The sequence below is a fragment of the Acidianus ambivalens genome (genome assembly GCF_009729015.1).
In the GTDB taxonomy this organism is placed as follows: Archaea; Thermoproteota; Thermoprotei_A; order Sulfolobales; family Sulfolobaceae; genus Acidianus; species Acidianus ambivalens.
In genome coordinates, this window is the sequence record NZ_CP045482.1 from 185,862 (window position 1) to 209,679 (window position 23,818).

The 23,818-nt window shown below is 34.8% G+C and carries 27 protein-coding genes and 3 tRNA genes; 13 read left to right on the forward strand and 17 right to left on the reverse strand.

Going from position 1 to position 23,818, the window contains the following annotated elements; translation table 11 throughout:
* Positions 1-126: 126 nt before the first annotated feature.
* The 3 genes from D1866_RS01085 to D1866_RS01095 form a co-directional block, all read right to left on the reverse strand.
* Positions 127-2,097, reverse strand: a complete 1,971-nt coding sequence (locus tag D1866_RS01085; protein WP_152940806.1) for a GltB/FmdC/FwdC-like GXGXG domain-containing protein — start codon at positions 2,095-2,097, stop codon at positions 127-129.
* On the reverse strand, positions 2,094-4,229 hold the full coding sequence (locus D1866_RS01090; protein WP_152940808.1) for a glutamate synthase-related protein: 2,136 nt from the start codon (positions 4,227-4,229) through the stop codon (positions 2,094-2,096). The genes D1866_RS01085 and D1866_RS01090 overlap by 4 nt, the downstream gene beginning before the upstream one ends.
* Before the next feature lie 348 nt (positions 4,230-4,577).
* Positions 4,578-4,674 (reverse strand) — tRNA-Pro (locus tag D1866_RS01095).
* 180 nt (positions 4,675-4,854) lie between these two features.
* Between D1866_RS01095 and D1866_RS13730 the strand changes: the two genes are divergently transcribed.
* Positions 4,855-5,064 (forward strand): glycine--tRNA ligase, encoded by a 210-nt coding sequence (locus D1866_RS13730; RefSeq protein WP_155861207.1) that lies wholly within the window; start codon positions 4,855-4,857, stop codon positions 5,062-5,064.
* Here the strand turns inward: D1866_RS13730 and D1866_RS01105 are convergent.
* The 3 genes from D1866_RS01105 to thpR are packed head-to-tail and all read right to left on the reverse strand — an operon-like array spanning position 5,050 to position 7,441.
* Positions 5,050-5,688 carry a serine/threonine protein kinase gene (locus D1866_RS01105; RefSeq protein ID WP_152940810.1) on the reverse strand — a complete coding sequence of 213 codons (639 nt, stop codon included), beginning with the start codon at positions 5,686-5,688 and terminating at the stop codon, positions 5,050-5,052. The genes D1866_RS13730 and D1866_RS01105 overlap by 15 nt on opposite strands.
* On the reverse strand, positions 5,643-6,896 hold the full coding sequence (gene cca, locus D1866_RS01110; RefSeq protein ID WP_152940812.1) for a CCA tRNA nucleotidyltransferase: 1,254 nt from the start codon (positions 6,894-6,896) through the stop codon (positions 5,643-5,645). Before cca ends, D1866_RS01105 begins: the two co-directional genes overlap by 46 nt.
* Positions 6,893-7,441, reverse strand: a complete 549-nt coding sequence (gene thpR / locus D1866_RS01115; protein WP_152940814.1) for an RNA 2',3'-cyclic phosphodiesterase — start codon at positions 7,439-7,441, stop codon at positions 6,893-6,895. The genes cca and thpR overlap by 4 nt, the downstream gene beginning before the upstream one ends.
* Positions 7,442-7,480: 39 nt before the next feature.
* Here thpR and D1866_RS01120 point away from each other — a divergent pair, with 39 nt between their 5' ends.
* Both D1866_RS01120 and D1866_RS01125 read left to right on the forward strand, forming a co-directional pair.
* Positions 7,481-8,011 (forward strand): AAA family ATPase, encoded by a 531-nt coding sequence (locus D1866_RS01120; protein ID WP_269199659.1) that lies wholly within the window; start codon positions 7,481-7,483, stop codon positions 8,009-8,011.
* Positions 8,008-8,445, forward strand: a complete 438-nt coding sequence (locus D1866_RS01125) for an RNA-binding domain-containing protein (protein WP_152940816.1) — start codon at positions 8,008-8,010, stop codon at positions 8,443-8,445. Before D1866_RS01120 ends, D1866_RS01125 begins: the two co-directional genes overlap by 4 nt.
* Here D1866_RS01125 and D1866_RS01130 read toward each other — a convergent pair.
* Genes D1866_RS01130 through D1866_RS01140 form a run of 3 tightly spaced genes read right to left on the reverse strand, consistent with a single transcriptional unit; the run spans position 8,442 to position 11,115 of the window.
* Positions 8,442-9,311, reverse strand: coding sequence for a ribonuclease Z (locus D1866_RS01130; RefSeq protein WP_152940818.1), 870 nt, complete (start codon positions 9,309-9,311; stop codon positions 8,442-8,444). The genes D1866_RS01125 and D1866_RS01130 overlap by 4 nt on opposite strands.
* The gene (locus D1866_RS01135) at positions 9,308-10,240 is read right to left on the reverse strand and encodes a TRM11 family SAM-dependent methyltransferase (RefSeq protein ID WP_152940820.1); all 933 of its coding nucleotides are present in this window, start codon (positions 10,238-10,240) and stop codon (positions 9,308-9,310) included. Before D1866_RS01135 ends, D1866_RS01130 begins: the two co-directional genes overlap by 4 nt.
* Complete coding sequence (locus D1866_RS01140) at positions 10,237-11,115, reverse strand: ribose-phosphate diphosphokinase (protein ID WP_152940822.1); 879 nt, start codon at positions 11,113-11,115, stop codon at positions 10,237-10,239. The genes D1866_RS01135 and D1866_RS01140 overlap by 4 nt, the downstream gene beginning before the upstream one ends.
* Positions 11,116-11,166: 51 nt before the next feature.
* Here D1866_RS01140 and D1866_RS01145 point away from each other — a divergent pair, with 51 nt between their 5' ends.
* Genes D1866_RS01145 through D1866_RS01180 form a run of 8 tightly spaced genes read left to right on the forward strand, consistent with a single transcriptional unit; the run spans position 11,167 to position 15,545 of the window.
* Positions 11,167-11,931, forward strand: a complete 765-nt coding sequence (locus D1866_RS01145; RefSeq protein ID WP_152940824.1) for an ATP/GTP-binding protein — start codon at positions 11,167-11,169, stop codon at positions 11,929-11,931.
* Between the two features lie 40 nt (positions 11,932-11,971).
* Positions 11,972-12,706: a DNA polymerase sliding clamp gene (locus tag D1866_RS01150; protein ID WP_152940826.1), complete on the forward strand. Its 735-nt coding sequence runs from the start codon at positions 11,972-11,974 to the stop codon at positions 12,704-12,706.
* Positions 12,651-13,658: a DNA primase small subunit PriS gene (gene priS / locus D1866_RS01155; RefSeq protein ID WP_152940828.1), complete on the forward strand. Its 1,008-nt coding sequence runs from the start codon at positions 12,651-12,653 to the stop codon at positions 13,656-13,658. The genes D1866_RS01150 and priS overlap by 56 nt, the downstream gene beginning before the upstream one ends.
* Entirely contained in the window at positions 13,648-14,094 is a 447-nt protein-coding gene (gene gins15 / locus D1866_RS01160; protein ID WP_152940830.1) for a DNA replication protein Gins15, read from the forward strand. The genes priS and gins15 overlap by 11 nt, the downstream gene beginning before the upstream one ends.
* A 9-nt stretch (positions 14,095-14,103) precedes the next feature.
* Positions 14,104-14,391 carry a 50S ribosomal protein L44e gene (locus D1866_RS01165; RefSeq protein ID WP_013776049.1) on the forward strand — a complete coding sequence of 96 codons (288 nt, stop codon included), beginning with the start codon at positions 14,104-14,106 and terminating at the stop codon, positions 14,389-14,391.
* Positions 14,391-14,588, forward strand: coding sequence for a 30S ribosomal protein S27e (locus tag D1866_RS01170; RefSeq protein WP_152940833.1), 198 nt, complete (start codon positions 14,391-14,393; stop codon positions 14,586-14,588). Before D1866_RS01165 ends, D1866_RS01170 begins: the two co-directional genes overlap by 1 nt.
* 1 nt (position 14,589) lies before the next feature.
* Complete coding sequence (locus D1866_RS01175) at positions 14,590-15,378, forward strand: translation initiation factor IF-2 subunit alpha (RefSeq protein ID WP_152940835.1); 789 nt, start codon at positions 14,590-14,592, stop codon at positions 15,376-15,378.
* Positions 15,375-15,545, forward strand: a complete 171-nt coding sequence (locus tag D1866_RS01180) for an RNA-protein complex protein Nop10 (RefSeq protein ID WP_013776052.1) — start codon at positions 15,375-15,377, stop codon at positions 15,543-15,545. The genes D1866_RS01175 and D1866_RS01180 overlap by 4 nt, the downstream gene beginning before the upstream one ends.
* 9 nt (positions 15,546-15,554) lie before the next feature.
* Here the strand turns inward: D1866_RS01180 and D1866_RS01185 are convergent, their stop codons facing one another.
* The 3 genes from D1866_RS01185 to D1866_RS01195 all read right to left on the reverse strand — a co-directional run bounded on the left by D1866_RS01185 (position 15,555) and on the right by D1866_RS01195 (position 18,701).
* Entirely contained in the window at positions 15,555-17,831 is a 2,277-nt protein-coding gene (locus D1866_RS01185; RefSeq protein WP_152940837.1) for an STT3 domain-containing protein, read from the reverse strand.
* A gap of 76 nt (positions 17,832-17,907) precedes the next feature.
* Positions 17,908-18,588: a hypothetical protein gene (locus tag D1866_RS01190; protein ID WP_152940839.1), complete on the reverse strand. Its 681-nt coding sequence runs from the start codon at positions 18,586-18,588 to the stop codon at positions 17,908-17,910.
* Positions 18,589-18,625: 37 nt separating this feature from the next.
* A tRNA-Gly gene (locus D1866_RS01195) sits at positions 18,626-18,701 on the reverse strand.
* A 142-nt stretch (positions 18,702-18,843) separates the two neighbouring features.
* Between D1866_RS01195 and D1866_RS01200 the strand changes: the two genes are divergently transcribed.
* A tRNA-Ile gene (locus D1866_RS01200) sits at positions 18,844-18,935 on the forward strand.
* Positions 18,936-19,035: 100 nt separating this feature from the next.
* On the opposite strand, the gene D1866_RS01205 is transcribed toward D1866_RS01200, so the two are convergent.
* The 4 genes from D1866_RS01205 to D1866_RS01220 are packed head-to-tail and all read right to left on the reverse strand — an operon-like array spanning position 19,036 to position 22,305.
* Positions 19,036-19,800 carry an ABC transporter permease gene (locus D1866_RS01205; RefSeq protein WP_152940841.1) on the reverse strand — a complete coding sequence of 255 codons (765 nt, stop codon included), beginning with the start codon at positions 19,798-19,800 and terminating at the stop codon, positions 19,036-19,038.
* The gene (locus tag D1866_RS01210) at positions 19,797-20,852 is read right to left on the reverse strand and encodes an extracellular solute-binding protein (protein ID WP_152940843.1); all 1,056 of its coding nucleotides are present in this window, start codon (positions 20,850-20,852) and stop codon (positions 19,797-19,799) included. Before D1866_RS01210 ends, D1866_RS01205 begins: the two co-directional genes overlap by 4 nt.
* A 41-nt stretch (positions 20,853-20,893) precedes the next feature.
* The gene (locus tag D1866_RS01215) at positions 20,894-21,628 is read right to left on the reverse strand and encodes an SDR family NAD(P)-dependent oxidoreductase (protein ID WP_152940845.1); all 735 of its coding nucleotides are present in this window, start codon (positions 21,626-21,628) and stop codon (positions 20,894-20,896) included.
* Entirely contained in the window at positions 21,628-22,305 is a 678-nt protein-coding gene (locus D1866_RS01220; RefSeq protein WP_152940847.1) for a TatD family hydrolase, read from the reverse strand. Before D1866_RS01220 ends, D1866_RS01215 begins: the two co-directional genes overlap by 1 nt.
* 33 nt (positions 22,306-22,338) lie before the next feature.
* Between D1866_RS01220 and D1866_RS01225 the strand changes: the two genes are divergently transcribed.
* Positions 22,339-22,857: a cob(I)yrinic acid a,c-diamide adenosyltransferase gene (locus D1866_RS01225; protein ID WP_170254124.1), complete on the forward strand. Its 519-nt coding sequence runs from the start codon at positions 22,339-22,341 to the stop codon at positions 22,855-22,857.
* Here D1866_RS01225 and D1866_RS01230 read toward each other — a convergent pair.
* On the reverse strand, positions 22,835-23,737 hold the full coding sequence (locus D1866_RS01230; protein WP_152940851.1) for an ornithine cyclodeaminase family protein: 903 nt from the start codon (positions 23,735-23,737) through the stop codon (positions 22,835-22,837). The genes D1866_RS01225 and D1866_RS01230 overlap by 23 nt on opposite strands.
* Positions 23,738-23,818: the final 81 nt, after the last annotated feature.

Sequence of the window (23,818 nt, forward strand, 5' to 3'; positions counted from 1 at the left end):
AGAAGGTGAATAAATAAAAATTCCTGTTCTAAAACTTCATATAAATGAATGGATATTAAGTTGTTAGGAACGCATCCTATTGTTATGATAATAAAGCATTAAATAATGCTAACAAAACTATGTTAATTACTTACGTAAAGAAGACGTTATGACAGTGTATTTTTCTTTAAGCATCTCAACAATGACATCTTTATTTTGATTAGTTTCAATCGCATAATCTCTAGCTACAAGTTCCAATTCTTTTATTTCGTCTTCTGTGAGTTCTCTATATTCATACGTAGGAATTCCTACCTTTTCCTCAAATAGTTTTTGTGCGTATTTCTTAGCTTCGCCGTTCAACTCTTTTATAACTTCTATGTATGGCATTTCTTTTAGCTTATTATATTCCTCTTCAGAGATCATATTGTCTAGAAGTAATGCCTTAAGGAATCTAACCATCTCTTGTCTACTAGGTTGTAAACCTATTTTTTCTGGGTTAACTTTTCCTCTTATGTAAATTCTGCCACCCACCATTCCAGAGCCAATATAATTGCCTACTGGCTCGCCTTTAATTCCTAAGCCTAAAACCATTATTACTCCTCCAGCCATGTATTCTCCAAGGTAATCGTCAACCATCCCGCCTATCACTAAATAAGGCCTCTTATTCATATATTCCCTCATTTGAATTCCGACTCTGTTACCAGCATTGCCTTTGACGTAAATATATCCCCCTTGAAAAGCTTGAGCTAAAACATCCCTTGCATCGCCATGAATTACAACTTTACCGCCTTGCATTGTATCACAGCAGTCATCTGCTACATTACCGTAAACGTGGAATACGTTATTTTCATTCAAGTTAGCCATAGCATTTCCTACTACTCCGTATAGGTTTAATCTAAGTCCTGCTTTAGGAAAGCTTATTCCTATATATCTATGCCCTAAAAGATTTATTACTGTTACTTCCTTTTTACCAGATTTATTTACAAACTCAATAATTGCCTTATTTACGTCTTTATATCCAAGTCCTCTCGCGTCTATGTCAAATTTCTCTGTGTAAAATATGGGTTTAGAAAATGAGGATATTTTACTAACCTCTCTCCCTGGATTGATCAACCCCTTGAGTAAAGAAGCTATAAAATAATTGCCAGGCTCAAGAGTCCAAACTTTCGCACTAGGACTAAGCAACCTGATCTGATTTTCCTCGCTGGCAATGTAATAGTAATTTTTGTCTTCTCCTATTATAACTGGCCTAAACTTTGCCCTATCAGCTATTCCGATCATGAATAAGTCATTCCCAGAGTCGTAGCCTATAATTGCAGTAAATGGACCATCTAGCCTGGCATTTCTATAAATGTAGTCCTCTTCAACGTTTAGCTTACTAAACCTTCTAGAAGGATTTGACATTATCCTAGTTACTTCTTCTACGCTTAATCCTTCACTTATTAACTCCTCAAATAGGAATGCCATAACTTCGCTGTCTGTACCTACAAAACCTCCCCAACCTCTGGACTGTAAAAATTCAACGTTTGCACCAAAGGAGCTTACATCACCATTATGAACTATCGCTACATCAAATGCTGAAAATGGATGAGACCAATAAGGATAACTGCCTGGAGAATTAGTTGGCTGTCTAGTGTGAGTTATCCACATATCGCCCTCAACTTCATAAATATTATATTGTCTCGCAATATCTGCAGGATAACCTACGCCTTTATACACTTGTAAGGATTTTCCTGCACTGTAAATTCTTCCTTTCTTTCCATTATTCCATAGAATTTCATTTATATTCCTTACAACTTTTTTAAGAGAAGCTATACTACCTAAGGAAATTTCAAAATCACAATCACATAATTCGCCCATATATTTCTCGTTGAATCCCTTTATTCTAATTCCTTGATCTTCTATTTCTCTCTTTATCTCTTCTCCGTCTCCAAAATAGAAAGCCTTAATATAGTAAGAATTGCCTTCCTTAAGGTTAAATACTGCAAATCCAGCCCCTTTATCGCTACCCCTGTATCTTACGAGGTCTATGGCGCTAACGACGTCTTTACCTTTAATTTTAGGAGCATTTCTTTTCCTTAGTATTCCAAAGACTCCACATCCAGAAGGACTTATCATAGAGAACCAGCCTGCTTAACTCTTATTCTCCTAGCAATGTAAGAGTTCAAATTCACTGCTCTCAGTAATTCCCTATTTCCCGTTAGTGAAGATTGAACACTATATACTCCAGCAGCCCCTGCCATTAAGGCAATCTCTTTTTTCATACCAGAAATTAAATTGAAGGCTCTTTCTTTTAGATTCCCTTTACTACCTTCGCCTATAGCTATTTCAAGAATTTGGTAAGGCATAATTACAGCATCTGCCCCTAATGCTACTAATTTAAACACGTCTGCAGAGTCTCTTAATTTAGAGGATTTGGCAATTATATCAAACTTGTTTCTAACCCCAGCTTCCTTAAGCTTTGTATCAACGTCAGAAACTACTAACTCTAAGTCCTCATTAAGTATATCTTCATCTATTATAAAGCCTGGTATTCCCTTATTTACAAGTGTATCGTCAATTTCGTCCTCAGACTTTAAGGCTAAATAATAGCCTTCTTCAATCTCATAACTCCAATTTATCTTACCTTTACCATCATTACTAAAACTTATTTCGGAATATTTTGGTACAGTGCTTTCTACAAATACCATAGACCCTAAAGCATATGAAGCCCAACTTAGGCTTTCAGCTATTTCTTTCGGAGCACCTATGACGTTAAATATTACAGGTAAAGAAAGGTATACTTTACCTTTATTAAGTAAAAAGCTAGTATCTATATCTTCTCTGTAAGGATCAATAGGAGGTCTAGTAACTTGTGCACCGTCACTTCTTAACCAATCTAATATCCTTGCAGGTTTCTCAACGTCTGGTGGTGCAGTACTTCCCATGCTAGTAATAGTTGGTTCGCCTTTGTTTATCAATTCATGAAGATGGGACTTCCTTCTTTTATTCCAAAGTTCTCCAAGCTTTGGATTTAACTCCTCAGCTTCTCCTTCTATACCTAAAATAGATAAAACATCCCTAGATAGACCAAAACCATATAATAAATCCCTTCTTCCTTTCAATTCCTGAATAGAGCTCAAGCCTAAATTATCCAAAATGTTAGCTAATTCTAGCGAGAATCCGTTAACAAAGTTAACTAGAGTTTTTACCCCAAACTCAATATCAAAGATCCTAGTACCGTCAATTTTACTAGTTAAAGCAGTTGGACAAGAACCTATATGGCATTTATGAACCATCACACAGCCCATTGCTATTAGTGCTGCAGTACCTACACTTACAATGTCTGCACCTAAAGCTATTAATTTTGCAGCATCTGTAGCATCTGAAATCCTACCTGCGGCTATTATGGTAAACTTGTCTCTTAATCCTTCCTTTTTTAATACGCTGTCTGCAGAAGCTACGGCTAACTCTATAGGTATGCCTAAATTATCCCTAATAACTTCTGGAGTAGCTCCAGTTCCTGCTCCGTGGCCGTCTATTATTATTCCGTCAGCTCCCATTCTTGCTACTCCAGAAGTTATATACGGTATGTAATTTGTGGCCGCGACTTTAACAAAGACGGGCTTTCCAGTAGCTTCCTTTAATGCTTCTATCCTTTGTCCAAGATCTTCTATAGAATATATATCATGATGAGGGGCTGGGGATATAGCGTCTATTCCCTCTGGTATTCGCCTTGTCATAGAAATAGCCTTAGTAACCTTACTTCCGGGTAAATGACCTCCTATCCCAGGTTTTGCACCTTGTCCTATCTTTATCACTACTCCTAATCCTGCATTTAACACATCTATATCAACGCCAAACCTTGCTGAAGCCCACTGGACAAAAATTCTCTTATGCTTTGCTACTTCAGGATGAAGTCCACCTTCACCAGTTCCAGCTAGCGTACCAGTTAAATCTGCTGCAGTTGCAATAGCAATATTAGGATTTCCGCTTAACGCACCATAAGACATGTCTCCTAAATAAAGGGGAGTTGTCATTTCTATCCCGGAGAATGAAAGATATGTACTGGCCAAAGGCTTCTCAACTATTTTCCCTTCTACATTCTTAAATTCAATTCTATCTAATATCCGTAAACTATTCCTTCTTTTATCAAGAATTTTGTAAGGTTTGCCTGTAATGGCTAAGTGCCTAATATGCTCTATTTTATCTATAGTCCAAAATTCTGAATCTGTTTGCTTAGGTAAAGGTAAATACGCCTTGATAATCAAAGCGAGTCAAAAAAGAATGTGTCAATATTGTTATATATGTGTTTATGAGAATCTTTTACGTAAATTATGGTTCGAACTAATGTAAATTAATCATCATTTCATCACTATCATAGTTAAAACTTAGAACAACTATATAATGCATTATAAACTATGCTTCGATAAAACCTAAAGATAGCATAAACTATTTAATTATACCAGGTATATTATGAAAAGGATTCATAATTAAAGGTAATCTTATCGAATGATTTTATTGCTTAAAAATTTGAAAAAGATTTTACTACGATACCTTTAATTTTTGGAAAAATGCAAAGTTAATTATTCAAACCATCACAAAATTTGTATTTAACGTGGGGCCGCCGGGATTTGAACCCGGGACCACCAGCGTTCTGGTGGTTAGGGATCTATCCCCAGGCTGGCATCCTAGTCCTGGCTAGACTACGGCCCCATTTATAGTTGTTATATTTTCATTTAAAAATCATTCCCCATATAATACTTTGAGAGAGAGAGGTAGCCGAAAGTATTAAACTAAGCTAAAGCATTGTAATACGCTCATAATACTCTTTACAAAACTCTAGGGGTTAATATAAATTGCTTTTCAACACATTGTAGTTTTAGGTGTTGCAAAATCCCAGTAAGATACGTTTGTAAAAACTGTGGGTATGAGTTATATAGATTTGAAAAGGTAGGACAAGACTTTTACGGTGTAAGAACTCCCTCGGAAATAAAGTCAATATATGGTGGAAAATGTCCAAAATGTGGACATCCGCTAGGAGTGCCATCTCTAAGCGAAATTAAGATAGCGTTAAGAAAGAAAGCAATTTTAGCTACTTCTTAGTTCTTTAATAAAATTAATAATTTCTTCGAATTCTATTTCATTTCTTTTATATTTCTCTCCTAGTTGATAAAATCCAAAAGCAGATAATATCTTTGTAACATTTAAAGGTCTCTCCTTAATTGATGCAGAATCATAATCTATGATGTAAGTCCTTGCTTGAGTAACTAAAACGTTTTTCCAGGGTCTTGATATCTCCTCATGTTGTACGTGTACGTCTTCAAGATATTTAGCCCTAATTAAAAGATCTCCTAAATATCTTAAATCATACCTAGTAAGAGGGCTACCGTTTACATATTCCATAATAATATAATTAACTCCATGGCCGAATACCTTAGGCGCAGAAGGATAGGATATCTCTTGAATTTTTGCCTCTAATTCTAGGCTATTTTTTGGAGAGTCGGTTCTTCTTATTTTAACAACCTTTCCTTCTCCTATGTAAACTACTATTCCAGTCTTGCCTTTGCCTATTACGTTAACCTTTCCAAGACTAACATTACCAAAAGAATAGGCATAATATATCCCTGCGCTCTTTAATTCTTCCTCTACATCTTTAGAGTACTTTGGGTAAATGAATTTGCTTATTTCAACCAGGTTGGAGTTTTCCTCAGGAATGCCTTTAAGCATGGCTCCTTTGGCTCTCTATCTAACCAATATTGTTCCACGACTTTATAATTGTATTTCAGCGATATAGCGGACTTAACTATATCTTCAATTTTATCATTTCTCCTCTCTTTAATTGAGTAAAGTCTTCCGTCTTCTCCAACCCATATATTATCATTCTTACTAATAAAATCGTCTAAATCCATATAAAATGGAGGACCTTGGTTTAACTTGTAATTGCCTATTTCTTTACTTTCAAGCTGTAAAGCAAACAAGAGATTCTTTATATCGCCATATGCTTGAACATCTATAACTCTATATCCATAATTTCTTAGAATGTTAAAGATCTTTTCAACAGATTTATTTATTTGACCCCAAAGTAAATCCTCTACTACGTTATTATCTAGAATCTCTATCTTAGTAACTAAAACGTCTCCTTTTATCTTATCCCCAGCTGGCTCTGGTGGGAAGAAGAACTTTTCGGAAGGATTCTTAAGAAAGTACCTAGAGGCTATAGAAAATTCTGCTAATCTCTTGAGAGAAACTGCTGCTCCAGCGTTCCTGGATGGATCTACTGGATCTGGTAAAATTAAGGGGCATTTAAAATCCCTTTCTGGCTTTACAATGAAAATTTTAACCGGAGGCTTCCATTTTGAGGCGTTCTTTAAAACTTCCAGAAAACTGCCAAACTTTACTATAAGTAACTCCGTAACATAGCCCGAAAATCCCCTAACTTTTATTTCTGCACCGTAAACTCCTATTCCTTTCATAAACCTCTTTAGTAGGCGTACTTCGTCTTTTTGCTCCTCACTTAAATGGGAATTTATAAATTCTGTATGGAAAGGCGTCCTATCTACGGCAGTAATTGGTTTTTCTCCTTCCTCAATTTTTAAAGCAGGAACTATATCAATCTCAATACCCTTATGATTAACAATCAAATAAGGATGTTCAGCATAAGCAGTTGTAATATTAAATCCAGATAATCTTTCTCTCAAAATTTTAATTGCTTCTGTAGATATATATTCCTTTCCCACATTCTTAGGAAAGAATACGAATACGTCAACGTCTGCATCGCCCTTTAACCACGTTCCTTTCCTAAAAGACCCATGAATTTCTGCATCTAGGCCGTTAAGTCTCTCAATGACTTCATTTACTATTAACTTAACCTTCTCCTCGTCTTCCCTTGTAGGTTTTATTTTATCTAAAACTTTCTTTAGAAGCTCTTCGCTCATTTTCCAGCCACTCCTAAAATTTCATCGTAAATTGGGCCTTTTGGTGTTAAAGTGCTTTTATAAAGTATAACTTTATCAACTATAAAATCTCCGAAGTAATCGTTATAATGCTGATTAATAACGTTTGCTAAGTTAAATAGATTTGAAGGACCTTTTACTCTGCCCAAGGTTATGTGAGGAACGAACTCTTTCTCATCTTCTGGTCTAATTCCTCTACTTCTAAGCTCTTTTAATAAAAAAGACCTTATCTCCCTAAGTTGAGGGAATCCTTCTGAAATTCCAACCCATACAACTCTAGGCTTTGTAATGCTTGGAAATGCTCCCATTCCTTTCATGGCTATTTTAAATTTATTGAACTGAAGTAATGATACCGCTTCTTTTACTAAGTCCACTTTATTGTCTGGCACTTCTCCAATGAAGATTAGGGTTATGTGTATATTATCTGTCTCTACAAGCTTTACATCTGCTCCACTTAATTTAATTTCATTATAGATATCATTCAGTTTTTGGAATTGTGGAACTTTTATTGCAATGAATAACCTCATGCTTTTAAACCACTATGAAGAAGAAAATGGTGGTCACTAATTAATGTAATTCTTATAACTGGAATGCCAGGCTCAGGCAAAACATTGTTTGCAAACTTATTGAGAGAAAAAGGATTCTATGTTATCTCTATGGGCGACGTATTAAGAAAGAGGTATGAAAAAGAGGCAAAAATAGGTGAAAGAATGATGGATTTTGCTAAAAGAATTAGAGAAATATATGGTGAAGGAGTAGTAGCTAGACTATCTATGGAGGAAATCACGCCAACCATGAGCAGGATTGCATTCGAAGGAGTGAGGAGTTTAGCAGAAGTTGAGGAGTTTAAAAGATTAGGAAACCCTATAATAATAGCAATTCATTCTCCTCCTTCATTAAGATATCAAAGAATGATATCAAGGATGAGGCCTGACGATTCTAAGAATATTGAAGATCTAAGGAGAAGAGACCTTGACGAGATAAGACTAGGAATAGGAGGAGTTATAGCTCTAGCTGATTATATAATAATTAACGATTCCACGATAGACGAATTTAAGAAGAGAGCAGAAGAAGTTATATTAAGGATTACGAAATGACAAAAATAGTTGTAACGGCTGAAGTTAGGCCTTCAGAAGACGAATCTAAGGTCTTAACGGCTATAGCTAATTTCTTCGATTATGAAAAAATAACAAAGGAAAAGAGAGGAGATTATATTGTAGTCATTGTAGAAGAATCAAGAACACTAAAAAGTCTGCAAAAATTTCACGATGCGTTAAGAGAAGAGAAAATACTTGACGTTGCAAGAAAATACTTAAGGAGAGGAATTTCAGACAATTCAATTTCATTTATGTTACATAAACAAGCAGCGGCAATAGGTGTAATCTCTTTCGTGGACGATGAAAGAGAGTCGCCATTAGGTCCTATTTCATTTTACATAGAACATAAGAATCCTAATGAGGTTGTAGATTGGCTAGCGCCAAGAACCGCTAAAGGCCATCCATTATGGGAAAATAAAATTCCAGAGGATTAGTCTTTTAAGATATAATATGATAAATCGTCCGGCAAAAAAGATTTCCAAAAAGTTCTTCTTGCAATTTCTTCCATAATTTTAGCGTCTTTATATCTCCCACTAATGTGAACTAAAGCTAATCTTTTTACTTCAGCCTCCTTTGCTACAGTTGCCGCATCAGTAACTGTAGAATGTCCATATTCTTTAGCATTTATATCATCTAAAAACGTGGAGTCGTGAATTAACAAATCTACTCCTTTAACAGAATTTATTACACTATCACAGATGGCAGTATCCCCGGTATAAGCTATCCTTATTCCCTTTTTAGTTGTTAAATAATCTTCTGGATTAAGCTTCCTACCATTAAATATAACTTCTTTACCGGCCTTTAATTGCCTAATAATTCTCCAATCTTTAATACCTTCCTTCGTTAGTCTTTCTATATCAATATTTTTCCTATCTTTCTCTTCTATTAAATACCCTTGAGACTTAACTACGTGACAAGTCTTGAAAGGAGTAATTTTTAACTCATTATCTTCGTAGCTGTCAACGTACTCTATTTTAAAAGGAGGTTCAAAATAAGTTTCCTCAAAAACCTTATTTAAAAGATCCTTCACGTCACCAATTATGTATAATTTCTCCTTTCTACTATACATTCCCATAGTTTGGATTAATGAAGGAAGCCCTAAAACGTGGTCTGCATGAAGATGAGTTATTGCAATCAAATTTATTGCCATAATGTTAAGTCCATGATTAATCATTGTAATTTGCGTTCCTTCACCACAATCTAAAAGTACGTTAAAGCCTTGCCTCCTTACTAAAAATGCCGGAAGACCTCTCTTTGACGGCGCTCCACCACCAGTGCCTATAAAATAAACTTCCATCAAGGTTTTTCCACCACGTAGATTCCTCTCGATAGGCTTTTATGTAAATAAATAAAATGAATAGAATCAACTTTTAATCCAGAACTTTTAATTTTATCCCTCCAGTCAAACTTAGAATCTGTAGCAAAAACTAATTTTCCACTTTTCTTTAGGATCTCTGCCGAATTAAAGAAAAGTGACTCATATAATTCATCAAATTTTACATCCCTAGCATTAACTGATCTACCGTAAGGGGGGTCTGTAACAATTGCGTCTACAGAGTTTTCCTTAATAGGCAAATTACTTATATCTTCTTGAATAATTTGACATTCATAATTAAAATACTTTAGGTTATACTTAGTTTTCTCTATCATTTTACTATCAATGTCTCCTCCTATACAGTCATATCCTAACCAAGATGCCTCAATTAATATAGAACCTACGCCTGCAAAAGGATCAAGGATTGTCTTATCTGGATTAGCTAAATTGACTAAAAGTCTTGAAGTATATGCATCCATGGTTCCAGATTGAGAATATGGTTTTTTAGCGTGAGCCTGAAGGCTTTTTGAGTCTCTCTCTTCTTGCCTAATTCCAGCTAATATAATGCCGTCAGTAAATATCAAATCAAGCTTATCACATTTTTTACTAAATTTTACGCTACCTACAATTTCTTTATATAGAACTGGAAATAAATCCTTGTCTGAGCTCATAATAACGTTAGGTTTTATACTAAAGCATTTACCTTTAAGAGCATCATTTATATCCTTTGGATTGTCTGAAATTGCTAGAATTTCGCCTATTGCCTTAATTGTAGAAGATCTCCTTGCAATGTTTTTAGCTTCTCCATCGAATATTGCTACCCCAGTAACGTAAGAAAAAGGCCTCTTTAGTAGGGCTTTAAGCTCCGCTAGAGATATAAAAAGCTCGTCTGCGCTTAATATCGCATATTTCATAGTTTAACAGCTATAAGGTCTGAAATATCCGCAATTTTAACGTTTTTATTCTCAACTTTTATAGTATTAGTTCCTATAATTGATTTTATTCCAGCTCTAGTGAGCTTATCGTAAGCGTCATTAACTAATAATACGTGAGTTGCTACAGCTATTACTTTTCTAGCACCTAAATTATAAGAAAGCTGAGAAGCTTGGGCTAAAGTTCCTCCAGTACTTATTATATCGTCTATAAGCACAACGTCCTTTCCATGTAAATCTAAATGAGGAGCTTCTTTAATTCTCACTTCTCCAGTAGTTCTATCTCTTTCTTTTTCAATATGAGAATAAGGAGAATTGAGCTCCTTAGCGAGTCTTTCAGCTCTTTCTAAAGCACCACGATCTGGAGCTAATACGAAGGGATTTTCTACCTCCTTTTTAATTTCTCTAGCTAAAGCGGGAGTTGGATCCACTATTTTGACATTACCTTTAAAATATGAAATGACTGCATCGGGTTTATGAGGTTCCACCGTAATTAATTCGTCACTACCGCTCTCGTAAATAAGGTTTAGGACTATTTTAAGACTTAATGCTTCTCCGTCTTTAAATCTTCTGTCCTGCCTCGCGTAAGCTAAATATGGAATTATAGAAATAATTTTACTTGCACCTAAATTTTTCACTGCTTCTATCATTAAAAGTAATTCTATCAAATGCTTATCCTGAGGATAATAAGTAGACTGGACTATTGCTACTTCTTCTCCTCTAACACTTTCAGGAATTCTAATATAAGATTCTCCGTCAGGAAAAATCTTATGTTCTGCTTTTATAAGCTTCACATTAAGCATCTCTGAAAGCTTTTCGTCTATACCGTTTGAGGCTGGTCCTCCTACAATAATCATTAGTTATAGGTATTAGACAGAGTTTTTAAGATTAAAAGTCAAGTTAATATGATGTACTATATTTTCTTCACTGGAACAGCAGGCTCTGGTAAGACTACTTTAGTTAAGGAATTTCAAGATTATTTACTTGACCAAGAGTTAGATACAGCGGTCATAAATTTAGATCCAGCAGTAGAAAAACTCCCATACACTCCAGATTTTGATGTAAGAGAGTATGTAGACGCGTTTGAAGTTATGGAAAAATATGGATTAGGTCCCAATTCTTCATTAATAGCCTCAATAGATCTACTAATGACTAAAGCCGTAGAAATAAAAAATGAGGTCAGTGAAATAGAAGCTAATTATGTCTTAATAGATACTCCGGGTCAAGTTGAACTCTTTGCGTATAGAGATACTGGAAGGCTTATTTCATCACTAATAGTTGGAGATAATAAGGCAGCAAACGTATTTTTAATGGACTCATTCCTTGCAAGAGAAGCTAGAACTTACGTATCTTTATTACTTCTATCTAGTGCAATACGGTTTAGAATGAACTTACCTCAAGTTAATGTTTTATCAAAAATAGACCTTTTGACACCTAAGGAATTAGAAGAAATAAAAAGCTGGAGTAATGGAGAAGAACTAATAGATAGATTAGGTGAAGTTGATGATTATTCATTCGAGCTAGTAAAAACCTTAATAGAAAGCCTTGACTCTGCACCAGTTCCAGTTTCTTCCACAAACGATGAAGGGTTTGACGAACTTTATGCAGAATTACAAAGGATATTTGCTGGTGGAGAAGATTATTTAACAGAAGAGAACTCTCCTAGACTTTGAGCTTAACAAGTTTTAAACTTTAGATTTACTATTCTTAATTATGAAATTCAAGGCTCTTGACGCTCCTGCGTTTGTATACATAATAAAAACAATATCGGAATTTATGGACGAAGGTGCTATAGTTTCAACTAATGATGGAATAAGAATAAATGGAATAGATCCTTCTAGAGTAGTATTTTTGGATATATTTTTGCCTGCAGGATATTTTGAAAATTATGAGTCTAAAGATAAAGAAGTAATAGGCGTGAACTTAGAAGATCTATCATCAATCTTAGCAAGAGTAAAGAAAGACGATACATTAAGCTTTGAAACAGATGGAAGTAATCTTAAGATAATAATAGAAGGATCTTTCCAAAGAATATTTTCATTACCTTTATTATCTATGGAAGAGCAAAAAAATCCTTCTCTCAACTTAGAATTCCCATTTAAGGCAAAAATGCTCACAGTAACTTTCTCAGACGTTATGGACGGTTTAGCAGATTTAGGCGATACACTAGTAGTAAGTTCTGAGGGAGGAAAACTATATCTTTCTGTAGAAGGTGACATGGGAGAATCTAAAGTAGAACTTTCCACAGATAACGGAGCACTATTAGAGGCAAGTGGAAATGATGCTAAGTCAACATACGGTATGGAATACGTATTAAATACTACAAAAATGAGAAAAGCTTCGGACACTATGGAGTTGTACTTTGGTTCTCAGATACCGCTAAAGCTTCATTATGAATTGCCTCAAGGAGGATACGGTGAGTTTTATATTGCCCCAAGAGTTGAATAAAATCATTTTAATGCTATTTAAATCATATTATGAAAAAGCAGAACTTGAATTACCTGATGATATGGAATTAAGAGAATTCGCGATACAACCTTTTGGTAAAGATACATATGTTAGACATTTATCTTTTTCCTCTCCTCTAGAGTTAAGAAATTTCATACTTGAAAATCTTCCTTTACATTTATTTTATTCTACAGCAAAATATCAAATACCCTCAGCAAAAGAAATGGACGAAAAAGGGTGGATGGGGGCAGACTTACAGTTTGATATAGATGCAGATGAATTATGCGATATAAGAAAGATAAACTTTTGCCCAGTGTGTGGTTCTGAGGTTGATGGAGAAAAATGCCCTAAAGATAACGTTGAAACTGTGGAATTTGCTGAGATAACTTCTGATTGTATAAATAAAGCATTAGAAAACGCTCTAATAATCAAGGATATTTTAAAAGATGATTTTGGTTTAAATCCCGAACTATATTTCTCTGGAAATAGAGGTTTTCACGTTTACGTAAGATGTAGCGGAGACTGTGCTCTATTGGATTCTGAAGATAGAAAAGAAATAGTTGATTACATAAAGGGTATTGGAGTTCCTAAATACTCTTCAGCCTTACCAACAGATCCTGGCTGGGCTGGAAGAAAGGCTAGACGAATTCAAGGAGTAATTCTAGATGAAGAGGTAACCATAGATATAAAAAGATTATTTAGAATCCCAAATTCTATACATGGTAAATCAGGATTACTAGTAAGAAAAATAGAAGAAAGTAATTTCGAATTTTCCACTTCTTTATCACCTTTTTCTGGTTACGTTACATTTTTACCTTATATAACTGGAAAATTTCAAATATTGGGCGAAAACATAGAATTTTCTAGAGGCGTTCCCATAAAGCTAGATGCATCTATAGGAGTTTACGCGCATTTAAAAGGTTTAGGGGAAGTGAAATTATATGTTAGATGAAATACTTAATAGGGAAATCTCATCCGATACTCCTGTAGAAATTTCACTTTCAGAGATTCAGAAAATTTCTCAAACTTTAGCAAAGATAAGGATAAGTTATGACGACGAAATTCATAAGAATGAAATAAAGGTTTATGAAGAGCTCGCAGGATCGCTATTTGAAGTTAGGCTTGGCAAATATCTTGAGGATAATTATAAAGGAAAAGGATTTGATGAGTTCGTATTTAATATCCTAGATAAAATTAAGGAACTTTACATTTCATTACTGAGCGGAAATCTAATATTTAATGATGGTAAAATCTTGTGTAAAGTTATGAAGGATACAATAATTGAAAGTATAGAGCTAAAGAAAGGAGATTTAATCTTTCTTGATTTACAAAAAGCACTAGCTTTATGGACCGCAGAATATATAACTCCGTGTAAAATAGTAAGCTAAGTGATAGTTATGAAAGTTCCCAAGACGATAACTACATATTGCCCAAAGTGCAAAACTCATACACCGCACTCAGTATCTCTTTACAAAGGAGGTAAAAGAAGGACTCTAGCTGAAGGTCAAAGAAGATATGATAGGAAGAACTTAGGATATGGAGGTCAAAGAAAGCCAGAGCAAAAAAGATTTGCAAAAGTAACTAAAAAAGCAGTATTAATGTTAAAGTGCACTAAATGCGGTTATGTAATAATGAAACCTGGAATGAGAATAAAGAAGATGGAGATAGTAGAGGTGGCTAAGTAATGAAGAAAACTAAGATCTTAATTCCAGAGCCTAAAGGAAAATTTATCAGAGTAAAATGTACTAATTGTGGTAACGAGCAAGTAATTTTTAGCCATGCGACTTTTCCAGTAAGGTGCTTAGCTTGTGGAACACAACTGGCTTATCCTACTGGTGGTAAAGCAAAAATAGTTGGCGAGATAATTAAAGAACTGGGTTAAAATGATATATAATAAGCATCCTCTTCCAAGAGAAGGAGATATTTTAATCGCAACTGTTAAGCAAGTTTTTGATTACGGAAGTTATGTTACTCTTGACGAGTATGGAAATTTACAAGCATTTTTACCTTGGAGTGAAATAAGTACTAGATGGGTTAAAAATATTCGTGATGTTATAAAGGAAGGAAGGAAAATAGTAGTTAAAGTTATTCGTGTAGATAGAAAGAAAGGAACAGTTGACGTATCTTTAAAGAAAGTTAATGATGACGAAAGAAGGAAAAAGAATGCCGAATGGAAAAAACTACAAAAAACGGACAAAATTCTTGAGTTAGTTTCGCAAAAACTGGGAAAGACAGAAAAAGAAGCTTGGGAACAAGTTGCTTGGAAATTAGAAAGCAAATATGGAGATGTTTTTGATGCTTTACAAAAAGCAGTAAAGGAAGGAGATAAAATATTAAGAGATGCTGGAGTTCCTGAGATATGGATAAAACCACTAATAGAAGAAGCTTCCAAACATAGTGAAGAAAAGAAAGTAAAAGAATCAAAAGTTGTTGTAGTTAAAACGCTAGATCCAAACGGAGTAGAAAAAATTAGGAGTTTATTCGGAAAGGCAGTAGAAGGAGAAGAAGATACAGATTTTACAATAAAGATTTACACAATAGGTGCTCCTAGATATAGGGTTGATGTTACTGGCACTGAACCTAAAGCCGTTGCAGAAAGATTAAATTCTATTATAGAAAAGCTCCAAGAAATTGCTAAGGAAGAAGGAGTAGAAATAAGTGTACAAAAATGACTTGGCTAATAAGAAAATGCCCAGTAGACGGTACTTATACTTTCCAAGAAAAATGTCCTAAATGTAATACCCCGACTATAGTGCCTCATCCCCCACGATTTTCTCCAGAAGATAAATACGTAAAATACAGAATAGAAGCCAAAAAAGGTATTAAATTAAATTGCTAAAAATTTGTTTTATCCGTAATAAACACATTCTGGAATTACTGTCCCAGGTTGTACAAACTGGTATATCATTACCATTATATATGTTTCATAATTAGGTCCTTTAACCCATGGGAATAAGGCTACATAGACTGGTTGGAAATAAACCATATGAATTTCTGGGAACGGAGTCCCTGGTGTTGTTTGCAAACCACTTATGCTGAATTCCAATTTACTGCTAAATGGCGCTATCACTGGATATCCTGTGCCTTCTAAAGCTTCAACAAACATGTTAACAATTAATGAGTTATATGCCTTTGGAGTCCACGCAAGTGGATATGCTTGACCTATAATGCTTGAGAGTTCGTTTAATTCAGTAGCGACGCTTGGGTCATACTGTGCTATGCTACCTAAAGTAGAATTTAAGTATGAAATTTCAGAGGTGATAAGACTGGTGTTTAGATATTCATTTATTGGATATCCTGCGATTACTGTCATTGCACCCATTGCCTTACCTATATCTCCTAAGGATGTTGTATATCCTAAAAACTCTCCACCTAAATCTGATGGATAACCTATGTACCATTCTTCTCCACTACTTGAATTAACTGAAGTCACTGCATCGTAAGCTACTATGTAAACTGGGATAGTATAATTAGGATTACCATAAGGATATAAGTGAAAATCTTTTTCTAGTACTGTTGCAGCAAAAGTCTCATTATTTAAGAACATCTCAGCCATGAGCTTTATCTGGGTACCATTAAGTGTATTATTTTCTGCTATGACGCTTCTATTTCCTATAACTTCCTCCCAATATCCGTAATCCCACCAGCTTAGTATGAATGCATGAGGACAAGTTTTCTGATTTATCCAATCTAATGCTGATACCCAAGCATAATTAATTATAGGATAGGGACTAGCAGAAGTTACTATTTCGTTTGGAACGTTACTCATAGTTATTGCTGCACCTGCGTCTGCTACAAGTGAAATTCCTACCAATGATAGCACAAATATTGGAATAATTTTCGCTTTATATTCCTTAGTTTTATCTATAATGTAAAATACTCCTGCACCAGCTAATGGAGCTATCATGTATGCAGTATAATTAAAGAGATAAGGCTGTTCTGAAGTACCGTAGATACTTATTACACCCAAAACGAGTAACCAAAGTCCTGCAAGGTTACTTTCCCTTATTAAGTAATACATGCCAATGACTGAAAGGAATAATGCTATCCCGAAGTCAGTAATCATTGATGTTATTGGCTGCGGTATATATTCTGCTACAGTCTTATCAATAGGTACAGTAACTTGATAGAATGGATTAACTATTGCATAGTATCTTGAAGGAATTGGCGTTACACCTAAAAATGAGAGACCTACTATTGCTACTACAAATATGAATACTGCACTTGCAGTTATTATTAATGCTCTAGAATCTAAAATTTCCTTAGGTAAGATATTCTTCAAATAAAGGTCTAGAAATAGTAGTGCACCAATTATTAACAATGAAAGCCCGTGAGCTAATCCTGAAAGGAATCCAATACTATTTGGCGCCCAAGAGGTTAAGAACGCAGTAACTATTGCCATGAGAGTAAAAGCTTTTGCAGTCTCTTCATTGTTCCTATTAAGTAAGATTAGTAGGAAAGCTCCAGCTAACAAGCTTAAATCAATATATGTAGATCCTCCCCATGATACTTCAGCTAAAAATAGAGGCACTCCTGCAAATGCTCCATAAATTGGTTTCTTTTTCTCAATAGCATAATTTAGTAGATATATTGAAAATAATACGAATACTCCTCCCCATGAAGTCTTTGGCAATCCACCGACTATGTTCTTAACAGTTAAAGCTGGAGATACAGCTATTATTGCTGCAGCTACAAAACCGCCTATCCTGCTTTTAGTTAGTCCAGAAACAGCAACATAAGCTGCTGCTACTCCTAAACCAGCAAGTGCAACATATAGGAATAAGGTAACAGTATATACTGCGTTAGCACCATAAGTAGAATAGAAAGGCAGAGAAAGAAGTGCAACAATAAACGGTAATCCTATTGTATCACCTAATTCTATGAAAAATCCCCAAGGGAACCATGCATGAACATCTGGGGGTACTGCATACCAATTACCGTGTGCTTGAGCAATTAATAAGGCGTTATAAAATAAGTACCAAGAGTCGAACCCGTTGATTCCTAAAGGATATTGAGTGCTTAATGACCTTATTAAAATTGAAATTAGTGCTATTCCTGAAACTACGAGAGTATCAATAATATTTGTACGCTCTAAAATCCTTGTTAGCGTTTTTGTAGACTGCATAAGCCCTTTTCTAATAAATATCAATATAAACTTAATCCAAGAAGTTGATACAATAAAAATATTCAAACATTAAAATTCAGACTAGCTTTATTTCAAAATTAACGTCGCCTAATATTGTAATCTTATCTCCTTTCTTAACTTCAAACGGACCTATAAAAACGCCAGAAGATACATAACCATTAACTTCTCCAATTTTTGAGATAAGCCATTTAACCATATCCATTGGTCCACCATAAATAAAGTTAGGAACACCTCGGCCTACTAGTTTATCGTTTATTAACATCTCTACGCCTTTAATTGGCAGTGAAACTTGCTCTCCTATATAAAGCCTACCAGCAGCAGAATCGTCAGCCTTTAATTGCAATGCATTCAAATTCCAAGTGTTAAATCTAGTAGCAGGCAATTCTACTCCCAACCTAGTTTCTTTAATACACTGAGGAAAATTATCATTTCTACAAGAATCCGTAAAAAATACTACTTCAACTTCAGCAAAATTATGATTAAACCATAGCTCTATTTCCTTATCTGACGTTATCATCGGTTTAGTTAATATACCATACATAGGCTCTTTACCATGGAATCTTTTCAAATGTTCCCTTGTAACCAAAGAGATCTTATATCCTCCTAAACCCTCTTCCTCCACTAGTCTTGAAGAGAACTTTTTGAATATCTCTTCAGCTTCCTTTTCATTTACCTCAAAAGGCTCAATTTCTTTCCTACTTTTATAGGCATTAAAAAGTAGATCAGCCTTATCCATGATATAGAGAAAAAAGAGAAGCTATTTAAGTTTTGTATGCGGCTGCCGGGATTTGAACCCGGGATCTCAGGCTTGGAGGGCCCGCGTCCTAATCCATGCTAGACTACAGCCGCAATATAATCTTAAACTACCCTGCTTTAATAATTTTCGCTTTCTTATCCCGAACAATTTATCTTTTATTAGAAGTTCAAAAGAGAACATATTAAGTAGACATGCATAGATAAGTTTAAAATAAAAAGGTAAAAGAATGATATTGGGCCCGTAGCTTAGCATGGTTAGAGCGCCCGGCTGATAACTTATGGGCAGAAACCGGGAGGTCGGGGGTTCAAATCCCCCCGGGCCCACCATAAGTTAGAAGTACTAACTAGGACATTCTATCAATATTTGGGATTTAATTTTCATTATTCGGTTTAAAATATGTAAAAATTGACAAAATTGAATTAAAAACTACTTCAAGTATTGTACAAGTTTTAAAGAGATTAATAACACTAATCCAACTACAATCATTATTGCAGATGCAGTAACGGCTACTTGCGGTCCATAGTATCCGTAATACTCATAAATTAAGATTGAAGCAGGAGAAGTTCCAGCTAAAGGCCCATAAAGTACATAGTAAGCAACTATTGCAATTGAACCAAATTCGCTCATTGCCCTAGACATACTAGTCAATGAAGAAGATAACGCTCCTTTTAATGAGTTTTTCATAATCATTAAATACACTCTTCCCATTCCAGCACCTAAAGATCTTGCGTATTCCTCGTAAACTCTAGGCATCGAGTCAAAGTAATTCTTCATGCTCCTTATGTATATTGGGGCAGAGACAATCACAAGTGCGGAAATTAGACCATAGTATGTATCAAAAAAGTTTATTCCCAAGTCCTGAAATATTTTATAGAAAGGTGAATATGGACTATCTAAGAACACTAATGCTACTCCTACTATAGGGTGAGGTATTGACGCGGGAACGTCAACTAATGAATCTGTTATAAAATCTTTTTCTCTAGAAAGATAATACGCTAAAGGCGTAAAGAGAGCAAAGTCTATCCCAGCTGCAGATGCTGAAGATAAGACACTTAGTTCGACTCCAGAGTAGAATGCTTGAGAGAAAGCTTGAGGACTTTTGAACACGAAGAATCCCATGTAAATAAGGAAGAGAACTGGAACTGCGAGTATAATTGATAAAAAAATTCCTAATAGCTTAAACCAGTTCATAGAGTACCTCCTTCTATTAACTTTCCTTCAGTCAACAATGAAGCTATCTGAGGAGGTACTGCAGTAGAGTTGAAAAGAATAGCCGGTTGGAGAGGACATAAATCGAATTTCTTTAATATACTTGAATGCTCTATAACATAGATGACAAAATCTATTGCCTCATTGTAGTTATTAGTATTCTTAGGTATTGTTATAAATAGATATACTGGAGACCCTTTTACTACTCCTGTGTTAAGAGTATAATTAAACATTGCATAGAATGACGAACACTTATAACAGCCTAAGTTTAGCTTTGCAGGCAGTTGGATATAGTCTAAGCCTTTCGCTACTGCCGCAGATCTATAAATATATAGGAATTGTATTGCTCCTGACTCTAAATCTGGAACTAATTCTGCAGCATTGCTTGCAGTAACATTACCGTGATTGCTTAACATCCTATCATAAAAGTAATAAGTATTATTAGCAAAGAGATAACCTGCAATCTCTAGATTTATCCAAGCTCTAAAACCTGCGGGGTCTGTGTTAGGATTAGAAATTCCTACCTTAACTTTACCTGATGTTAAAATGCAATAAAACTTATACCAATAGGTTGAATTTCCAGTTTTTATCGCATCTTCAGCATAGCTTAATGCCTTTTGTGCACATGGGTTGCTAGATATGCTTGTATTGGTATAAGCTATAGTAATTTGATCGGAAACAAATGCTATTGCCCAACCCGGATTATTACTTCCTAGATCATTTACTGCACTTAAAGCTACTGGCATAAATACAGTGACAGATGCCCCTGAGCCAATTTCTCTAGCAAGTGCGAAAGACCCTCCTCCTTTAGGTGGTAAAACTACCGGTATCCCGCTAGCAGAAGAGAAGCACTTTCCTAGACAACAAGCTTCCTTAGTATATGCATCAGCTACATATATTATAACTTGAGTTTTCTTCGTTGTCGTAGTAGGTGTCTTCGTTGTTGTAGTAGGTGTCCTTAGACTCAAATACGCTACTGCTCCTATTACAACTATTGCTACTATTATTATACCGATTATTACCAGCTTATTCATGGTTCTCAGATAAAAGTATATATGCTAATTAAAAAATATTTCTAACTAAAATATTTACCGACAAACCTATAAGTTATTGATTGCATAATATAAGAAAGTTTCAAAAAATAAGGATCTAAAGCAAGTTTTGATGGAACATAAATTTCTCTCTTCCCAGTTTTTATAGCTTTTACCACAGCGTTTGCTACTTTTTCTGGCTCTACTGCGAACTTAGAGAAAGAGTCTTTTACTCCTTTAAACGATGGATGAGAAGTAAAATTTGTCTTTACTGGACCCGGATAAATTCCAGAAATCTTTACGCCATATTTCCTCATCTCTGCCCATAAACCGTTAGTTATGTGAGCTAGAGCTGCCTTAGTTGCAGAATAAACTAGGAGTTTAGGAGAGGAAACATATGCGGCCTCAGATATGATATTGACTATTGAGCCTCTCCTTTCTTTAACCATATAAGGCAATACTGCTTTCATGAAATAGATGGGGCCTAATAAATTAGTTCTTATCATATACTCTTCTTCATTTAAATCAGTTTCAAGAAATGAGCCGTAAACTCCGAAACCTGCGTTGTTAACTAGGACGTCTATAAATCCATATTTGGAAATTAAATAATTCACTGTCTTAAAAACATCTTCTTTATTACTAACATCAACTTGAATTTTTTCGTCACCAACTTCCGGTAAGCTTCTTGATATTGCAACCACCGTATAGCCTAAGTCCTTTAGCTTAATTACAGTGGCTTTGCCTATTCCTTTAGAAGCTCCAGTAACGACTGCAATCATTATAAATTAAAGGCTTTCCTAAAATTTATCTCTATCTTCTTCTCCACGTATCTCTCATCTTCATTCCAAATTTTAGAAAGAAACTTTATGATAGAAGGAATGTCAGTAGGCTCAAGTAACTTTCCTTTATATACATATCCTCCGTCACTTTCAGTTAGCACAATGTTAGGTGAGGCGTTCTCTGCAATAATCCTATGCTTTTCCTGGAAAGTAACTGATGGATTAATAGTTATGAAATATCCTGCGCCTTCTATATCGCGAAGTAATTCTTTCGGACCAGAATACCAATGAATTATAGCTCTTCTTATATCATGTTTAATTAAAAGATTTAACACGTCGTCCCAAGAATTCACTGCGTGAATATTAACAGTCTTATCCTGAGAATTTTTTAGGAACTCTTCAAAATATCTTATTTGAAGTTCTTTGGGAGCTTCGGAATATTTATAATCTAAACCTATTTCTCCAACAAAATCCGCTTTATCTATTAATGGTAAAACGCTCTCTATCTTCTCTTTATGAACATTCCAAGGATGTATTGCTACGCCTTTTAGAATATTTTTATCATTTAAGGATAAGGTTTCCACAGAGGAATTATAATCCATGGAAACTGCAGCTATAAAATATCCTTCATATTTTTTCTTAAGTAAGGAATAGTGACAATGAGCGTCGTATAGCATGATTTAATACTTTCTTTAATGGTATTTAACCACATGTGGTATACTGGATCTGGAGATAGCGGAAAGACTAAAGTTCCGTCAAAAGGTGAAGTTTGGAAAGACGATGACATAGTAGAAGCTTTAGGAAATTTAGATGAATTGAACGCTTCTCTAGGCATTATTTCTTCTCTTTATCCACAACTTTTTGATTTAATATACAAAATTCAAGATGATGTTTTTGTAATATCTTCGGAAATTGCAGGATTTAATTTAAATTTTAGCGAAGAAAAGATAAAGGAACTTGAGGATTTAATAGCCAAGTTCGGAGGAGAAATAAAACCTCTACGAAATTTTGTCTTACCTGGAGGGCATTTAGCTTCATCTTTTCTTCATTTATCTAGAGCAATATGTAGGAGAGCAGAAAGGAGTGTAGTAAAGATAATGAGAGAAGGTAAGGCGAGAGACGTTCATGTGAAATATCTTAATAGGTTGTCTTCGTTACTTTTTGTTTTAGCTTTGTGGGTAAATGAAAAATCTGGTAGTCCTAACGTTATTTGGAAAAGGTTTGGCTAAGCTTATAAGCATGGTATGCAGTTAAGTTATCTTGCGCTGAAATTCCTACTGTCTTAAATATAGAAGGTCTCTCAATTTTTATTCCATCGGTTATTATTTTACCTATTTCTATTACATTTTTTATTAATCCCTTCTTTTGGGGCTGTATGTAATCTCCAGATTCTGAAGACACTGCTTGTAAAGAATCTACAATGTAAGTCTTTGCTTTAGCTATAGTTTCGTCGTCAATCTCTCTAGCATCAGGAGTATGGGCACCTATACTACTTATATGAAAATCTTCTTTCAAAAATTTCCCTAGTACTACCGGTTCTTTAGAAGATGTGGTTGAAAATATTACGTCAGACTCTTTAAGCAAGGTTTGTAAATCTACTGCATCTGCACCTATTTTCTTTGCTAACTCGATATGAGATTTTCTTGCAGTTATGAGAATTCTAGATATTGACAAATACTCTGACGCAATCTTTGCATGATAATAAGCTTCTAGTCCTGCTCCAATAATTCCTAGGGTAGGAATTCTATTTCCGTAAGAAAGTTCAGTAGATAATACACTTGCAGAAGCTGTTCTTATGGCAGTTAATATAGTACCGTCAATTACTGCTAAAGGTTCTCCAGTATCTGGAGACATTAGAATTACTATACCTTGTACTGACGGTAAGCCTCTATTTTTATTCTCATTTATAACATTAACAATTTTTACTACTACAGAAAAATCAGTATAAGAAGACATAATTCCCCACCAGTTACCTTTTATTGTTAAAACTTGTCTTTGTGGTTGAGTCACTTTCCCTTGGTAGTATAAAGAGAAGGCTTCTTTTACTGCATTTACTGCATCTTTTGCAGATAATATTTCTTCAAGCTTTTTACCATCTAAATAAAGCATAATATTATACATATTCTAGAGTTTTAAAACTAAGATTAACATTGTTAATTGCATTTCTACACGATTTTTATAATTATAGTT

Bases quoted from the DNA above. Each gene is read 5' to 3' on its own strand.
- D1866_RS01185 (WP_152940837.1), bottom strand. From the start codon at position 17,831: ATGCAGTCTACAAAAACGCTAACAAGGATTTTAGAGCGTACAAATATT.
- D1866_RS01170 (WP_152940833.1), top strand. From the start codon at position 14,391: ATGAAGAAAACTAAGATCTTAATTCCAGAGCCTAAAGGAAAATTTATC.
- D1866_RS01220 (WP_152940847.1), bottom strand. From the start codon at position 22,305: ATGCTATACGACGCTCATTGTCACTATTCCTTACTTAAGAAAAAATAT.
- D1866_RS01125 (WP_152940816.1), top strand. From the start codon at position 8,008: ATGACAAAAATAGTTGTAACGGCTGAAGTTAGGCCTTCAGAAGACGAA.
- D1866_RS01150 (WP_152940826.1), top strand. From the start codon at position 11,972: ATGAAATTCAAGGCTCTTGACGCTCCTGCGTTTGTATACATAATAAAA.
- D1866_RS01145 (WP_152940824.1), top strand. From the start codon at position 11,167: ATGTACTATATTTTCTTCACTGGAACAGCAGGCTCTGGTAAGACTACT.
- D1866_RS01175 (WP_152940835.1), top strand. From the start codon at position 14,590: ATGATATATAATAAGCATCCTCTTCCAAGAGAAGGAGATATTTTAATC.
- D1866_RS01225 (WP_170254124.1), top strand. From the start codon at position 22,339: ATGTGGTATACTGGATCTGGAGATAGCGGAAAGACTAAAGTTCCGTCA.
- D1866_RS01105 (WP_152940810.1), bottom strand. From the start codon at position 5,688: ATGCTTAAAGGCATTCCTGAGGAAAACTCCAACCTGGTTGAAATAAGC.
- cca (WP_152940812.1), bottom strand. From the start codon at position 6,896: ATGAGCGAAGAGCTTCTAAAGAAAGTTTTAGATAAAATAAAACCTACA.
- D1866_RS01190 (WP_152940839.1), bottom strand. From the start codon at position 18,588: ATGGATAAGGCTGATCTACTTTTTAATGCCTATAAAAGTAGGAAAGAA.
- D1866_RS01165 (WP_013776049.1), top strand. From the start codon at position 14,104: ATGAAAGTTCCCAAGACGATAACTACATATTGCCCAAAGTGCAAAACT.
- D1866_RS01180 (WP_013776052.1), top strand. From the start codon at position 15,375: ATGACTTGGCTAATAAGAAAATGCCCAGTAGACGGTACTTATACTTTC.
- D1866_RS01135 (WP_152940820.1), bottom strand. From the start codon at position 10,240: ATGAAATATGCGATATTAAGCGCAGACGAGCTTTTTATATCTCTAGCG.
- D1866_RS01205 (WP_152940841.1), bottom strand. From the start codon at position 19,800: ATGAACTGGTTTAAGCTATTAGGAATTTTTTTATCAATTATACTCGCA.
- D1866_RS01215 (WP_152940845.1), bottom strand. From the start codon at position 21,628: ATGATTGCAGTCGTTACTGGAGCTTCTAAAGGAATAGGCAAAGCCACT.
- D1866_RS01210 (WP_152940843.1), bottom strand. From the start codon at position 20,852: ATGAATAAGCTGGTAATAATCGGTATAATAATAGTAGCAATAGTTGTA.
- D1866_RS01085 (WP_152940806.1), bottom strand. From the start codon at position 2,097: ATGATAAGTCCTTCTGGATGTGGAGTCTTTGGAATACTAAGGAAAAGA.
- D1866_RS01230 (WP_152940851.1), bottom strand. From the start codon at position 23,737: ATGCTTTATTTAGATGGTAAAAAGCTTGAAGAAATATTATCTGCAAAA.
- thpR (WP_152940814.1), bottom strand. From the start codon at position 7,441: ATGAGGTTATTCATTGCAATAAAAGTTCCACAATTCCAAAAACTGAAT.
- D1866_RS01140 (WP_152940822.1), bottom strand. From the start codon at position 11,115: ATGATTATTGTAGGAGGACCAGCCTCAAACGGTATAGACGAAAAGCTT.
- priS (WP_152940828.1), top strand. From the start codon at position 12,651: ATGAATTGCCTCAAGGAGGATACGGTGAGTTTTATATTGCCCCAAGAG.
- gins15 (WP_152940830.1), top strand. From the start codon at position 13,648: ATGTTAGATGAAATACTTAATAGGGAAATCTCATCCGATACTCCTGTA.